Annotated in this window: 5 protein-coding genes; all 5 read left to right on the top strand. The window is 74.5% G+C overall.

The genetic code is table 11. The features are described from left to right. Window positions 1-35: 35 nt before the first annotated feature. The 5 genes from D458_RS0126195 to D458_RS0126175 all read left to right on the top strand — a co-directional run bounded on the left by D458_RS0126195 (window position 36) and on the right by D458_RS0126175 (window position 15,135). On the top strand, window positions 36-6,563 hold the full coding sequence (locus D458_RS0126195) for a non-ribosomal peptide synthetase (protein ID WP_017589679.1): 6,528 nt from the start codon (window positions 36-38) through the stop codon (window positions 6,561-6,563). A gap of 79 nt (window positions 6,564-6,642) precedes the next feature. Next, window positions 6,643-12,120 (top strand): non-ribosomal peptide synthetase, encoded by a 5,478-nt coding sequence (locus D458_RS0126190; protein ID WP_017589678.1) that lies wholly within the window; start codon window positions 6,643-6,645, stop codon window positions 12,118-12,120. Beyond that, window positions 12,117-13,244 (top strand): saccharopine dehydrogenase NADP-binding domain-containing protein, encoded by a 1,128-nt coding sequence (locus D458_RS0126185; protein WP_017589677.1) that lies wholly within the window; start codon window positions 12,117-12,119, stop codon window positions 13,242-13,244. The genes D458_RS0126190 and D458_RS0126185 overlap by 4 nt, the downstream gene beginning before the upstream one ends. Further along, window positions 13,241-14,359, top strand: coding sequence for a Gfo/Idh/MocA family oxidoreductase (locus D458_RS34320; protein WP_040702801.1), 1,119 nt, complete (start codon window positions 13,241-13,243; stop codon window positions 14,357-14,359). Before D458_RS0126185 ends, D458_RS34320 begins: the two co-directional genes overlap by 4 nt. Then, a complete protein-coding gene (locus tag D458_RS0126175) occupies window positions 14,356-15,135 on the top strand; it encodes a thioesterase II family protein (protein ID WP_017589676.1) in 780 nt (259 codons plus the stop codon). Before D458_RS34320 ends, D458_RS0126175 begins: the two co-directional genes overlap by 4 nt. The last annotated feature ends 118 nt before the right edge of the window (window positions 15,136-15,253 follow it).

The following is a 15,253-nucleotide window of genomic DNA, read 5'->3' as shown; positions in this document are numbered from 1 at the left end:
GGGTGCGCGGCTCAGTGACAGACGAAGCCGGACCGATGATCGAGACCGTTCGCGAACAGGTGGCCGAGGTACTCGGGACCAGGGCTTTCACCGACACCGACGACCTCTTCGAGCACGGACTCGACTCGCTCGGGATGATCCGGCTCTCAGGCGCCTGGAGGGAGAAGGGCTTCGACGTCACCTTCGAGGACCTGGCGGCCGTGCCCACGGTCGCCGCCTGGAGCGCGCTGCTCCGCGACGCGGTCGCGGTCCCCCTCGCCGCCGGACCGGAGACCGTCCGGCACCGGGCCGAAGGGGAGCCGTTCCCCCTGGCGACCATGCAGCACGCCTACTGGATCGGCCGACAGGACGACCAGCCCCTCGGTGCCGTGGCGGCCCACTTCTACACCGAGTTCGACGGCGCCGGGGTCGACCCCGACCGTCTGGCCCGGGCACTGCGCGCCGTGGTGGAGCGCCACCCCATGCTCAGGGCCCGCTTCGACGACGACGGGCTCCAGCGCGTCGAACCCGCCGGAGCCCAGCCGGCGGTCACCGTGCGGGACCTGCGCGAGGCGACCGCCGACGAGGTGGGACAGGCCCTGGAGACCATCAGGGAGGAGGCCACCCACCGGCGCATGGACGTCGCGGCCGGCGAGGTCCTGGACATCGCCCTGAGCCTGCTCCCCGGCGGTGCCACCCGCCTGCACGTGGACCTGGACATGATCGTCGCGGACGCGCTCAGCCTGCGCGTGCTCCTGGAGGACCTGCGCGGCGCCTACCTCGGAGAGGACGCCCCGCCCCTGGAGTACGGCTTCGCCGACTACCTCGCCGACCGGCGGGAGCGCGGGAGCGGACCACGCGAGCGGGCCCGCGACTGGTGGCGGACGCGCCTGGCGGAGATCCCGCCCCCGCCCGCCCTGCCCGTCCGCCCGGAGGCCGAGGCACCGGCCCGCCCCACGGACCCCGTCACCCGTTCCACCCGGCTGCACCACAGGCTCACCCCGGAGCGCGCGCGAGCGTTCGAGCGACGGGCCCGTGACTTCGGGGTCACCCCCGCGGCCGCCCTGGCCACGGCCTTCGCCGAGGTGCTCGGCGCCTGGAACGCCGACCCGGGTTTCAGCCTCAACCTGCCGCTCTTCGACCGCGCGCCGCTGCACCCGCAGGTCGACCGGCTCGTCGGCGACTTCAGCAGCTCCGTACTGCTGGGCGTGGACACCACCACCCCGGTGCCCTTCGCCGAACGCGCCCGCACCCTCCAGGGCGACCTGCACCGCGCCGTCGACCACGGCGCCTACGGGGGAGTGGAGGTCCTCCGGGACCTGACCCGCCGCAACGGCGGGACCCCGGTCCTCGCGCCCGTGGTCTACACCAGCGCCATCGGGCTGGGCCCCCTGTTCACCGACAACGTCCAGGAGTGCTTCGGCCGCCCCTCCTGGATCATCTCCCAGGGACCCCAGGTCCTGCTGGACGCGCAGGTCACCGAGCTCGACGACGGCCTGCTGCTCAACTGGGACCTGCGCGCCCGGGCCTTCGAGCCCGGCACCATGGAGGCGGCCTTCGACTGTTACCGGAACCTGGTCGAAAGCCTGGTGGACGATCCGCGGGCCTGGGAGAGCCGCTTCGAGCCCGTCCCCTCGGCCGCGCAGGTGCGCGCCCGGGCCGCGACCGCACTCGATCTGCCCGAGCCCGCCCCGCGACCGCTCCACGCCTCCTTCTTCGCCCACGCCCGCGCCCACCCCGGGGACATCGCCCTGGTGCCGGCCGCCGGGGAGGCGCTCACCTACGGGGACCTGGCCGACCGCGCCCTGCGCGTGGCCGCGGGCGTCCAGGCCAGGGTGCCGGCCGGAGCGACCGTCGCCGTGCACCTGCCGCGGGGCGCGGACCAGGTCGCCGCGATCCTGGGCGTGCTCGCCGCCGGCTGCGCCTACCTTCCGGTGAGCCCGGCCCAACCCGCGGCGCGGCGCGAGCGGATCCTGGCGCTCGGCGCACCCGAACTGGTGCTCACCGACACCCCGGACCTGAGGCCCGGCTCCGAGGCGGGCGTCCTCACCGTCGAACAGACCCGGGGCCTGGCCCCGGCCACCGGGCGGAACGCGTCACCGGACTCCGTGGCCTATGTGCTGTTCACCTCCGGTTCCACCGGAGACCCCAAGGGGGTGGAGGTCGAACACCGCTCCGCCGCCCACACCGTCGACGTGCTCACCACCGCCCTGGGCGCGGGCGGAGCGGACCGGACGCTCTGCCTGGCCGAGTACGACTTCGACATGTCCGTGTTCGACCTGTTCGCCCCCCTGTCCGTGGGCGGGGCGGCGGTACTGGTCGAGTCGGGCGACCGCCGTGACGCGGACCGCTGGGCCCGCACCGCCTCGGACACCGCGGTGACCGTGCTCAACTGCGTCCCCGCCTTCCTCGACATGCTCCTGTCAGCGGTGGAATCCGGTACGGCGCCGATGCCGCCCCTGCGGGCCGTGCTGCTGGGAGGCGACCGGATCGCGCCCGCCCTCGCGGGGCGGCTCAGGGCCCAGGCGCCCGAGTGCCGTTTCCTCGCCCTGGGCGGCATGACCGAGGCCGCCGTCCACTCCACCCTGCTGGAGGTGGACGAGGCCGACCCCTCCTGGTCCTGCGTGCCCTGGGGGCGCCCCCTGCCCGGCGTCTCCTGCCGTGTGGTGGACGCCCTGGGACGCGACCGGCCCGACCTGGTCCCGGGAGAGCTGTGGGTCGCGGGCGCCGGACTCGCACGCGGGTACCGGGGCGCCCCCGAGCTGACCGCCGAACGCTTCGTCACCAGCCGCGGTCAGCGCTGGTACCGCACCGGGGACCTGGCCCGCCACACCCCCGACGGTTCCCTGGAGTTCCTGGGACGGAACGACCACCAGGTGAAGGTGAACGGTGTGCGGGTGGAGACCGGCGAGGTCGAGGCCGCCCTGACCGCGCACCCCGACGTGTCCGCGGCGGTGGCCGTCGTACTCGAGAGCCCCGCGCCCCGGCTGGCCGCCGTGGTCGTCCCGCGAGAGGCCCTCAGGAACGGTACGGCCGACGCCGCCGCCAAGCACACCCACACCCTGCTGCCCCAGGCCATGGTCCCCGATCCGGTGCTGGAGCTCCCCGAACTCCCCCTGAGCCCGAACGGCAAACCCGACCGCGCCGCCGTCACCCGGCACCTGCGGGACCACCTCTCCGGGGGCACCGGGCGGCACGAGCCCCCGCGGGGAGAGACCGAGGCGCTGGTCGCCCGGGTCTGGTCCGAGCTGCTGGAAGCACCGGAACCGGCCCGCACGGACTCCTTCTTCACCCTGGGCGGCGACTCGCTCCTGGCCACCCGCGCGGTGGCCGCCCTCCGGCGCGCGGGCCACCCCGGGGCACGCGTGTCGCGACTGTTCGCCCACCCGGTCCTCCAGGACTTCGCCGCCACCCTGACCGAACGCGGCGAGACCGCCGTCGACCAGCGCGTCCGCCACGACGCCGACACCCGTTACGACCCGTTCCCCGCCACCGGGGTCCAGCGGGCCTACCTGACCGGCCGCAGCCCCGACTTCACCCTGGGCGGGGTCGGCACCTACCACTACACCGAGTTCGACGGTGAGGACGTCGACCTCCGGCGCGTGGAACACGCGCTCGACCGCCTCGTGGTTCGGCACGACATGCTCAGAGCCGTCTTCGACGGCGACGGCAACCAGCGGGTCCTGCCCGGCGCCCCGCCCGTGCGCATCCCTGTGACCGACGCCCGCGAACAGCGGGACCCCGGGCCCGCGCTCGAGGCCTTCCGCGACACGATGGCCCACCAGGTCCTGGACCCGACCCGGTGGCCCCTGTTCGACGTCCGCGCCCTGCGCTACACCCGCGAGGGGGTCGAACGGGTCCGGCTCGGAGTGGGCCTGGACTACCTCGTGCTGGACGCGCTGAGCATCATGACCCTCTACACCGAGCTGGACCTGCTCTACCGCGAACCCGACGCGCGTCTGGAGCCCGTGGACGTCACGTTCCGCGACTACCTCACCCAGGTCGGGACCGACCCCGGCGCGGAGGAGCGTGCCCGCCACTACTGGCGGGAGCGGATCACCGAGCTGCCTCCGGCGCCGGACCTGCCTCTGCGCGTGGACCCCGCTGAGATCGAGCGGCCCCGTTTCACCCGGCGCTCGCGACGCCTCGCGCCTCAGGAGTGGAGCGCCCTCACCGAGCTGGCGCGCACGGTGGGGATCACCCCGTCGGCCCTGCTCCTGGCCTGCTACGGAGAGGTGCTGAGCGCCTGGAGCGGTCAGACCGGCCTCAGCGTGACCCTCACGCTCTTCAACCGCCAGGACGCGCATCCGCACGTCGAACGGGTCCTGGGGGACTTCACCTCCCTCTCGCTGGCCTCCTACCGGCGCGAACCCGGGGAGGACCCGGTCGAGGCGGCCCGCGCGCTCCAGCACCTCCTGGGCCGGGACCTGGACCACCGGGAGGCCTCGGCCGAATGGGTCCTGCGCGAACTCGCGCGGCGCACCGGAACCGCCCAACCGGGGATCCCGGTGGTGTTCACCGGATCCCTGGGAGTGGGCACGGGCGTGTCCATGGACCGGTCCCCCGAGTTCCCCCGCAGGGTCTGGGGGCTGTCGCAGTCGCCGCAGGTCCACCTGGACAACCAGGTCATGGAGAGCGGCGGGAGCCTGGAGGTCTCCTGGGACGCGGTCGAGGAGCTCTTCCGCCCCGGCGTGCTGGACGCCATGTTCGCCGCCTACCTGGAACTCCTGAGCACCCTGGCCCGTGACGGTGAACAGGCCTGGGGACGTGCGGTGTCCCGCCTGCTGCCCCAGGGGCAGAGCCGCTCCAGGGCGAGCGCCGGCCGGCCCGGGGGAGACCCGCCCGAAGGGCTGCTGCAGGACGCCTTCTTCGGCGGCGCCCCCCGACGCCCGGACGCGCCCGCCCTCATCACCGACCAGGAGACCCTCACCCACGGCCAGACCGCCGACCGGGCCCTGAGGATCGCCGCCGGCCTGGTCGAGCGCGGCGTGCGTCCCGGCGACGCGGTCGCGGTCTGCCTGCCCAAGGGGCCGGAACAGGTCTGCGCGGTCCTGGGCGTCCTGGCGGCCGGAGCGGTGTACGTGCCCGTCGGGGCGGGCCAGCCCGAGCTACGGCGCGTACGCGTGCACCGGGCGGCGGGCACGGTCCTCGCGATCGGTGACGGGACCGGCGCCCCCCGGTCGGCGAGCGTGGCCGACCTGCTGGAGTCCGCGCCCCTCGAGAGCCCGGTGCGCCCCGACCCCGCACAGGCGGCGTACACGATCTTCACCTCCGGCTCCACCGGTGAACCCAAGGGCGTCGAGGTGAGCCACACCGCCGCCCTCAACACCGTCGAGGACATCAACCAGCGCTACCGCGTCGGCCCCCGCGACCGGGTCCTGGCCCTGTCCGCGCTGGACTTCGACCTGTCGGTCTACGACGTCTTCGGGCTCCTGGGCGCGGGCGGCGCGCTCGTCCTGCCGGACGAGGAGGAACGACGTGACGCGGAGCGCTGGCGCTCCCTGTGCGCCGACCACGGGGTGACCGTGTGGAACACCGTCCCCGCACTCCTGGACATGCTGGTCCTGGCCTCCCGGAAGGACGGGTTCCCTCCGGACCTGCGGCTGGCCCTGGTTTCCGGTGACTGGGTCGGAACCGACCTGGCCTCCGCCCTGAACCGGGCCGCTGTCGGCACACACCTGGTGGCCCTGGGCGGTGCCACCGAGGCGGCGATCTGGTCCAACGCGTTCGACGGCGGGCACGTGCCCCTCGGCTGGACCTCGGTGCCCTACGGCTACCCGCTGCGCAACCAGCGCTACCGCGTGGTGGACCCCCACGGGCGGGACTGCCCCGACTGGGTGCCGGGTGAGCTGTGGATCGGGGGCGCCGGGGTGGCCCTCGGCTACCGGGGGGACCCCGAACGCACCGCGGACCGCTTCGTCGACCACGAGGGGGAACGCTGGTACCGGACCGGGGACCGGGGACGCTACCGGCCCGGGACGGTCCTGGAGTTCCTCGGCCGCACCGACCGCCAGGTCAAGATCGGCGGGCACCGGCTCGAACTCGGTGAGATCGAGGCCGCGCTGGAGGCGCACCCGGACGTGAGCCGTGCCGCCGTGGTGGCTCCCGGTGAGCGGGGCGCCCGCACGACAGCGGCCTTCGTCGCCTCCGGCACGGACGCCCCCACCCCCGCCGAACTCGTCCGGCACCTGGCCCGGCACCTGCCCGGCCACGCCGTCCCCGGACACGTGACGGTGCTGGACGAGCTCCCCCTCACCCCCAACGGCAAAGTCGACACCGCGGCGCTGGGAACCCTGGCCGCCGACCGGGACGGACAGGGCCGGGAGCCCCTCGCGGACGCCGCCGAGAAGATGCTCGCGGAGCTGTGGGGCGACCTGCTCGAGGCGGCGGTCGACGACCGGCACGCCAACTTCTTCGTCCTGGGAGGGACCAGCCTGCTGGCCGTCCGCATGATGACCCTCCTGCGCCAACGGGTGGACGACCGACTGTCGGTCCGCTCGTTCCTCGCCGACCCCACTCTCGCGTCCCTGGCCGACCAGGTCCGCGCGCACACCGGCGACGACGTCCGGACCGGGGTGATCTGACGCCCTCTCCGGTCCCCACCGGGCTGCCGCTCCGACCCCCACCCACGCACGCCCCAGCACCCCATCGGGAGAACCCACCGTGCACACCACCTCCGCCACCCTGCCCGAACTGCTCGAGGAGCTGCGTTCCCGCGGTGTCCAGCTCTGGTCGGCAGAGGGGCGCATCCACTTCCGCGCGCCCCGGAACGCCCTCACCGACGCACACCGCGCGCTGCTGCGGGACCACCGGGACGAGGTCCTCGCCCTCCTGGAGGCCGAGTCCGAACCGGGCCTGGTCCCCGACCCGGGCGCCCGCCACGAGCCCTTCCCCCTGACCGACGTGCAGACCGCCTACCTGATCGGCCGCGGCTCCGCCTACGACTACGGCGGCGTGGCCTGCCACGCGTATGTGGAAATGGACTTCGACGACCTCGACCCCGACCGTCTGCGACAGGCCTGGGCCGCCCTGCTCGACCGGCACGACATGCTCCGGGCGGTGGTTCTCTCCGAGGGGCACCAGAAGGTCCTGCCCGAGGCGCCGGGGGAGTCGCTGACCGTCACCGAGATCGGTGACGCCGACGTCGGCCTGCACGCGGCCCGCGCCCGTGAACGCATGCGCGACCTGGTGCCCGACCCCTCGTCCTGGCCGCTGGTCCGCCTCCACCTGACCCGTGGGAACCGCGGCGCACGGCTGCACCTGTCCGCCGACCTGCTCGCCGTCGACTACGCCAGCGTCCGGCTCCTGCTGGAGGAGCTCGCGGCCCTGTACGAGGACCCCGAGCACCTCCTGCCCGCCCTGGAGGCGACCTTCCGCGACTACGTCGTCGCCCGCCGGTCCCTGCACGGGGGAGCCAGTTACCTGCGGGACCGCGCCTACTGGGCGGGACGGATCGACGACCTCCCCCCGGCCCCCGAACTGCCCCGGGCGGAGAACGCGACCGACACCTCGGGCCGGTTCACCCGCCTGTCGGCCACCCTGCCCCCGCGGATCTGGGACGCCCTGCGCGAACGCGCCGCCGAGCACGGGCTGAGCCCCTCCTCGGTGGCCCTCGCCGCCTACGCCGAGGTCCTGTCCCTGTGGTCCCGCAAGCCCGACTTCACCCTCAACCTCCCCGTCTCCCAGCGTCTGCCGCTCCACCCGGACACCGACCGTCTGGTCGGCGACTTCACCTCCCTGACGCTGCTGGCCGTGCGCGCCGAGGACGGCGGGACCTTCGCCGAGAGGGCGCGCACGCGGCAGGCCCGCATGGCGGAGGACCTCGAACACGTCCTGTACACGGGCAACGAGGTGCTGGCCGAACTCTCCCGCCGCCGCGGGGAGAACGCCGTGCTCATGCCGGTGGTCTTCACCGGAGCGATCGGCACCGAGGCGGAGGCCTCCGCCGGGTCCTGGGCCGACCGCGAGGTGCACGGGCTGTCCCAGACCCCCCAGGTGTGGCTGGACTGCCAGGTCTCCCGCGCGGGTGACTCCCTGGCGGTGCGGTGGGACGTACGCGAGGGCGTGCTGCCCCCGGGCCTGGCCCCCGACGCCTTCGGCGCCTACACCGAGCTGCTGACCCGGCTGGCCCTGAGCGGCGGGACCTGGGACGAGGAGGCCCCGGTGGCGCTCCCCGAACACCAGGCGCGCACCCGCGCCCGGGCCAACGCCACCGAGGCGCCCCTGCCCGACGCACTGCTGTACGAACGCCCCCTCGCCGCGGCGCTGCGGGCCCCCGAGGCCCCCGCCGTCATCTCCGCCGACGGCACGGTCTCCCACGGCGACCTGTGGTCGCGCGTGTGGGGCGTGGCCGGTGCGCTGCGCTCCGAGGGCTGCGCGCCGGGGGACCGGGTCGCCATCGTGATGGACAAGGGCGTCGAACAGGTCGTCGCCGCCTACGCGGCCCTGGTGCTGGGCGCGGCCTACGTTCCGGTGGACACCACCCAGCCCGCCGCCCGGCGCGAGGCCGTCCTGCGGGACGCCGCGGTGGGGTACGTGCTCACCCAGTCCTGGCTGGGACAGGCCGGCAACCAGGACGAACACGTCCGGACCGTCGAGGTGGACACCGTCCCCGCCGAGGCCGTCCCGCCCCGGGTCCCGCCCCGGCCGGTGAGCCCCGACGACCTGGCCTACGTCATCTACACCTCCGGCTCCACCGGCACCCCCAAGGGGGTGATGATCAGCCACAGATCCGCCCTGAACACCATCGAGGACGTCAACCTCAGGTTCGGGGTCACCGACCGGGACCGGGTCCTGGGACTGGCCGCGCTCGGCTTCGACCTGTCCGTCTACGACCTGTTCGGGCCCCTGGCCGAAGGCGGCGCGGTGGTCCTGCCCGCCCCCGAGAGGCGCGGAGACCCCTCCCACTGGGCGGAGCTGGTCACCGAACACGGGGTGACCCTGTGGAACTCCGTTCCCGCCCAGATGGGGATGCTCGCCGACTACCTCACCGCCGCACCCTCGGCGGCACCCGCCTCGCTGCGGCTGGCGATGCTCTCCGGTGACTGGATCCCGCTCACCCTCCCCGAGCGGGTGCGCTCCCACCTGCCGGACCTCTCCCTGTTCAGCCTCGGCGGGGCGACCGAGGGGTCCATCTGGTCCATCCACCACCCCATCGGGGAGCCCGACCCCGCCTGGCCCAGCGTCCCCTACGGGCGCCCCCTCGCCAACCAGACCTTCCACGTCCTGGACGGGCACATGCGCGCCCGCCCCGACTGGGTCCCCGGGGAACTGCACATCGGGGGCGCGGGCGTGGCGATGGGGTACCTGGGCGACGAGGCCCGCACCGCCGAACGGTTCGTCCGCCACCCGCACACGGGAGAGCGCCTGTACCGCACCGGTGACCTCGGCCGTTACCACCCCGACGGCGACATCGAGTTCCTGGGCCGCGAGGACGACCAGGTCAAGATCCGCGGACACCGCGTCGAACTCGCCGAGATCGAATCGGCCCTGCTGTCCCACCCGGCCGTCGACGCGGCCGCCGTCCTCGCCGTGGGCGGCAGGGAGGAGAGGAGGCTGGTGGCCTTCGCCGAGCCGGCCCGCCACAGCCTGGCGCAGTACGGCTCCACCGACGAGGGGATGGCCGGGAGCGCGGCGCGCGCGGTCGAGTCCGCCACCGCGGAACTGGACCGGGACGCGCTGGAGTCCTTCCTGGAGGCGATGCGGTCCACGGCGCTGGGAGCCCTCACGCGCACTCTCACCGAAGCCGGCCTCTTCCACGGGGGAGGCCACACCGCCGACGAGGTCGTCGCGGCACTCGACGCCGACCGGCGCCACCACCGCCTGGTGCGGCGGTGGCTGGACGCCCTCTGCGAGGCCGGACGGCTGCGCCGCGACGGCGACCGGTTCGACGGCCTCACCCCGGTCTCCGCGCAGGAGCAGAGCCGGGCCTGGACCCGCCTGAACGAACTGGAGCGCTCCGTCGACTACGGGACCGAGGTCCTGGAGTACATGCGCACCTGCTCCGACCGCCTGCCCGAGCTCCTCCGCGGTGACCTGGACGTGCGCAGCCTGCTCTTCCCCGGCAGCGGTACGGACACGGCCGCCGGCGCCTACCGGGACAACCTGGCCATCCGCCACCTCAACTCCGCGACCGCCGCCGCCCTGGCCGAGGCCGCGTCCACGAGGACCTCCGACCGGCCCCTGCGGGTCCTGGAGATCGGCGCCGGTGTCGGCGGAACCACGGAGGAGGTCGTCCGGGCGCTCGCCGGACACGACGTGGAGTACCTGTTCACCGACGTGTCCCCGTTCTTCGTCAACGAGGCCAGGGAGCGCTTCGCCGACTTCCCCTGGGTGCGCTTCGGGCTGTTCGACCTGAACCGTCCCCTCGCCGACCAGGGGCACGCCCCCAACTCCTTCGACGCGGTCGTCGCCGCCAACGTCCTGCACAACGCCGTCGACGCCGACGCCGCCCTGGCCCGGATCCGCGAGGTGCTCGCCCCCGCGGGGCACCTGCTGTTCATCGAGACCACCCTCGAACGGGACCCCGCCCTCCTGGTCTCCATGGAGTTCCTGGAAGGCCTGGACGGCGGGCACCGGGACGCCCGGACCGAGCGGGACCAGACCTTCCTCACCCGCGACCAGTGGGCGACGGCCCTGGAGTCCGCGGGGGCCACCGAGCCCCTGGTCCTGCCCACCGCCGGGGACCGCCTCACCGGGACCGGGCAGAGCCTGTACCTGACCAGGCTCAAGACCGACCGCGTCCCCGTCACCGCGGACGAACTCGCCCGGCACACCGCCGAACGCCTGCCGGAGTACATGGTGCCCGGCCAGTGGGGACTGCCGGACTCCCTGCCGCTGACCGCCAACGGCAAGGTCGACCGCGCCGCGCTGGTGCGCTCGCTGCCCGACGAGGAGAGCGGTACCGACACCGCGGCCGTCACCGCCGAACCCCGGGACGACCTCGAACGCGCACTGTGCGCCCTCTGGGCCGACCTGCTCGAACGCACCGCGGTGGGACGCGACGACGACTTCTTCGACCTGGGCGGCGACTCCCTGCTGGTGGCGCGCATGGTGGGCCGCCTCGGAGAGGCCGTGCCCGACGTCGGCGACATCGAGTGGGAGGTGGTCCTGCGCCACATGCTCCGCACGCCCACCGTCGCCGGCCTGGCCTCCTACCTGCGGGACCTGTCGGGTCAGGTCGCGGCCGCCGAACCGGGCCGGGCCGACCCCTACGTCCCCCTCAACGGCCCCGGCGGGGGCGTGGTCACCGCCCTGGTCCACGCCGGAACCGGGACACTGATCCCCTACCGCTCCCTGATCACCGAGATCCGGCGCCGCTCGCACGGGGAGTCGACCCTGGTCGGGCTGGAGCTGCCCGACATCCCCGCCTTCCTGTCCGCTGACCCCGCCACCGTCATCAAGGGATGGGCCGCCGACTACGCCCGCGCCCTGCTCGACCGGGGCGGCGACCGCTTCCACGTCGTCGGCTACTGCCTGGGCGGGCTCATCGCCACGGAGGTCGCCCGGACCCTGACCGAGGCCGGGGCCGAGGTCGCCTCCCTGACCGCGATCAGCACCCACCGGCCGCCGTTCCGCCTGGACGACGAACTCATCTCCGAGTACGCCTTCGCCGTCATGATGGGCATCGACCCGGTCGCGGTCGGTTTCCCGGCCGACGAGAACCGGGTCTCGGCCGCCTCCGACCTGCTCCTGGCGGACACGCCCGGGCTGCTGCCCGACGGCGCCATCGCGCGCCTGACCGGGGAGTACGCCGACGTCGCGGCCTGCTTCCAGGCCCTGGCGCAGGTACCGCGCGAGGTGCGCATCGAGCGGATGTGCGCCGCGGTACCGCCCTCCGCCGGGACCTACACGCCCGAAGCGCTCACCGAGATGTTCCACATCTTCCGCCAGAGCGTCTTCGCCATCTCCCGGTACGAGCCCGAGCCCTACGCGGGCGACGTCACCTTCCTGCGCCACGGCGGCGCCTACCCCTTCCCGGGGAACAAGGAGAGCGTCATCGCCTACTGGGAGCGCCTCGTGCTGGGCGACCTGGACGTCGTCGAGGTCCCCGGTGACCACTTCAGCCTCCTGGGAGCCCCCTACGCCCCCGGTGTGCTCAAGCACCTGGAGGCCGTCACCGGAGGGGACGTGGCCCGGTGAGAGCCCTGGAAGACGCCGTGATCGGAGTGGTGGGCGCCTCCGGTGCGGTGGGCCGTCACGCCGCGCACGCCCTGCGCTCCCTGAGCCGCGGAAGGCTGGTGCTGGGAGCCCGCCGCGCCGGCCCCCTGCGCGCCCTCGCCGACGAACTCGGCGGCCCGGTCGAGGCGGTTTCCGTGGACGTGGACTCGGCCGAGTCCCTCGAAGCGTTCTGCCACCGCTGCGACGTGGTCCTCAACTGTGCGGGCCCCTCCTACCGGATCCTGGACCGGGTGGCGGTGGCCGCCCTGGCCGCCGGCGCGGACTACGTGGACGTGACCGGCGACAGCCCCGTCCACGACCGCCTGGCCGGATCGCCCCTGGCCGAGGGGCGCCGCGTGCTGCTCTCGGCCGGGGTCCTGCCGGGCCTGTCCGCTCTGCTGCCCCGCTGGTTCGCGCGGGGCCGCGGGCTCCGGGAGGCGGCCGTCCACGCCGGCGGCCTGGAGCGGTGCACCGGGGCCGCCGCCGACGACCTGCTGCTCTCCCTCCCCGGGGGGAGCATTCCGGCGGCGGCGTTCGGGCACCCGCTGGCGGCCTGGAGGGAAGGGGCGGTCGTCGAGGGCGCCCTGCGTGCCCAGGAGGGGGCCCGGGCCCCGCACTTCCCGGGGACCGTCTTCGTCCAACCCTTCCTGACCGGTGAGGCCCGGCGCCTGGCCGCCTCGATGGGACTCCGCCGACTGGACTGGTACAACGTCCACCCCGGCGCGCGGACCAGGGCCGTGCTCACCTCGGCGGTGGGCCGGGCCGACAGCGGCCCGGAGACGGCGGAGCGGCTGCGCCGCGCGGCCGACCTGGACCTGGTCGGGAACACGCCCTACTACCAGATGGTGTACTCGCTGGTCGACGGTTCCGGTGCGCCGCACACCCTCCTCGCCCGCTTCACCGACAGCTACCGCATGACGGGCCGCGTCGGGGCCGCCGCGACCGCCGCGGCGGCCCTGGGTGAAACACCGACGGGGGTCCACCACGCGGCTGACGTGCTCGATCCCGGCGCCACGGTCGAGGCCCTCTTCGAAGGGGACGGGACCGCGGCGCTGCACCTGTGGCAGGGCGCCGCGGCCGCCGACCTCGAAGAGGGGGCCCTGTGAGCGGGCCGCCCCTGCGCGTCGTCGTCTGCGGGACCGGTTTCGGGCGCTTCTACGTCCGGGCCCTGCTGGGGATGGGGGACACCTTCCAGCTGAGCGGTCTGCTCACCCGGGGAGGGGAGTACTCCCGCCGCTACGCCGAGGACCTGGGGGTGCCCCTGTACACCGACCCCGATCAGCTCCCCGACGACATCGACGCGGCCTGCGTGGTGGTCGGATCGGCGGTGTCCGGGGGAGCGGGCGGCGAACTCGCCCACGCCCTCCTCCGTCGCGGCGTCCACGTCATCCAGGAACACCCGGTCCACCACGACGAGCTGGCCGGTGCCCTGCGCCTGGCACGGCGCAACGGGGCGGTCTACCACCTCAACCCCTTCTACCGCCACGTGGAGCCGGTCCGCCGGTTCCTGGAGGCCGCCGGCGTCCTGCGCGGACGCGGCCCCTTCCTGTTCATCGACGCCACCTCCGCGATCCAGGTGCTCCACCCGCTCCTGGACGTCCTGGCCCGCGCCCTGGGCGGGCTCCGGCCCTGGGCCCTGGGAAGCCCGCTCCAGGCCGATCCCGAGGTGACGGCCCTGGCGGCACGGGCCCAGCCCTACCGGGTCCTGCAGGGGACCGTGGCCGGCGTCCCCCTCACCCTGCGGGTGCAGAACCAGATGGACCCCTCGGACGGGGACAACCACGCCCTGCTCTGGCACCGCCTCGCCCTGGGCACCGAGGACGGCGTCCTCACCCTCGCCGACACCCACGGCCCCGTGCTGTGGCACCCCCGGCTGTACGCGCCCCGCGACGAGCACGGGCGGCTCAGAACCACCGGGCCGGGGACCGGACACCTGGACCAACCGGCGACCTCGCCCCTGGAGGGTACGGAGGCCCCCACCTACCGGGAGGTCTTCGACCTTCTGTGGCCCCGCGCCCTGGAACGGGCGCTGACCGGGTTCGCCGAGGACGTCCGTGCCGGGACCGACCCGCTGGCACGGGGCCAGTTCGACCTCGGCGTGTGCCGCCTGTGGCACGAGACCACCACCCAGCTGGGGCGGCCGGAGATCGTCCGCCCCGCCCCGCCCCGCCCGCTGGCAGCCGGCGAGCTGGGCCGCACCACCCTGGAGGACACCCCGTGAGCACTGCCCGATCCTGGCTGCGCCGATTCCGCCCCCGCCCCGCCGCCCGTGTCCGGCTGGTGTGCCTGCCCCACGCGGGCGGCGGGGCCAACGCCTACCGCTCCTGGGTCTCGGTCCTGCCGCACACCGTCGACCTCGTGTGCGTGCAGTACCCCGGCCGGGAGGACCGTTTCGGCGAGGAACCGGTCGACGACATGGCCGCGGTGGTCGACGCCGTGACCGGGGACCTCGCGCCGCTCCTGGACCGCCCCTGCGTCCTCTTCGGCCACAGCATGGGGTCCGCCGTGGCCTACGAACTGGCACGCGCACTGCGCGACCGGGGCCTCCCGGAGCCCGAGCGGCTGATCGCCTCGGGCCGCAGGGCGCCCGCCGACGCACCTCCCGGGCGGGTCCACCTGGCCGATGACGACGCCCTCGTCGAGGAGCTCCTGCGCCTGGGCGGCACCGACCGCGAGGTGTTGGCCGAACCCGCTCTGCGGGAGGCCGTGCTCTCCTACGTGCGCAACGACTACCGGCTCATCGAGCGGTACAGACCGTTCCCGGGACCGCCCCTCACCTGCCCGGTCAGCGTCTTCCTCGGCCGGGACGACCCCGAGGTCGACGCGGCCCTGGCCCGGCGCTGGTCGGAGACCACGACCGGAGGCGTCGACGTGCGGGTCTTCCCCGGAGACCACTTCTACCTCGCCCCGCGACGGGAGCAGGTGGTCTCGGCCCTGGTCAACCGGATCGACCCCTCCCTGGCCCACGGCCCCGGGACCTGGCCCAGCACCCCCTGACCCGGCACCCCCTGACCCGGCGCACGGGGACCGAGCCGCCCCGGGCCCCGCGTACGCGAACCCGCACCTTCCCCCTCCTGGAGGACACGATTCCAGCCATCGACTACTACTCACCGGC

The organism is Nocardiopsis ganjiahuensis DSM 45031, assembly GCF_000341085.1.
Lineage (GTDB): Bacteria > Actinomycetota > Actinomycetes > Streptosporangiales > Streptosporangiaceae > Nocardiopsis > Nocardiopsis ganjiahuensis.
Note: the sequence above shows the minus strand (reverse complement) of the source record. Positions and strands in the feature narration are given on the sequence as shown.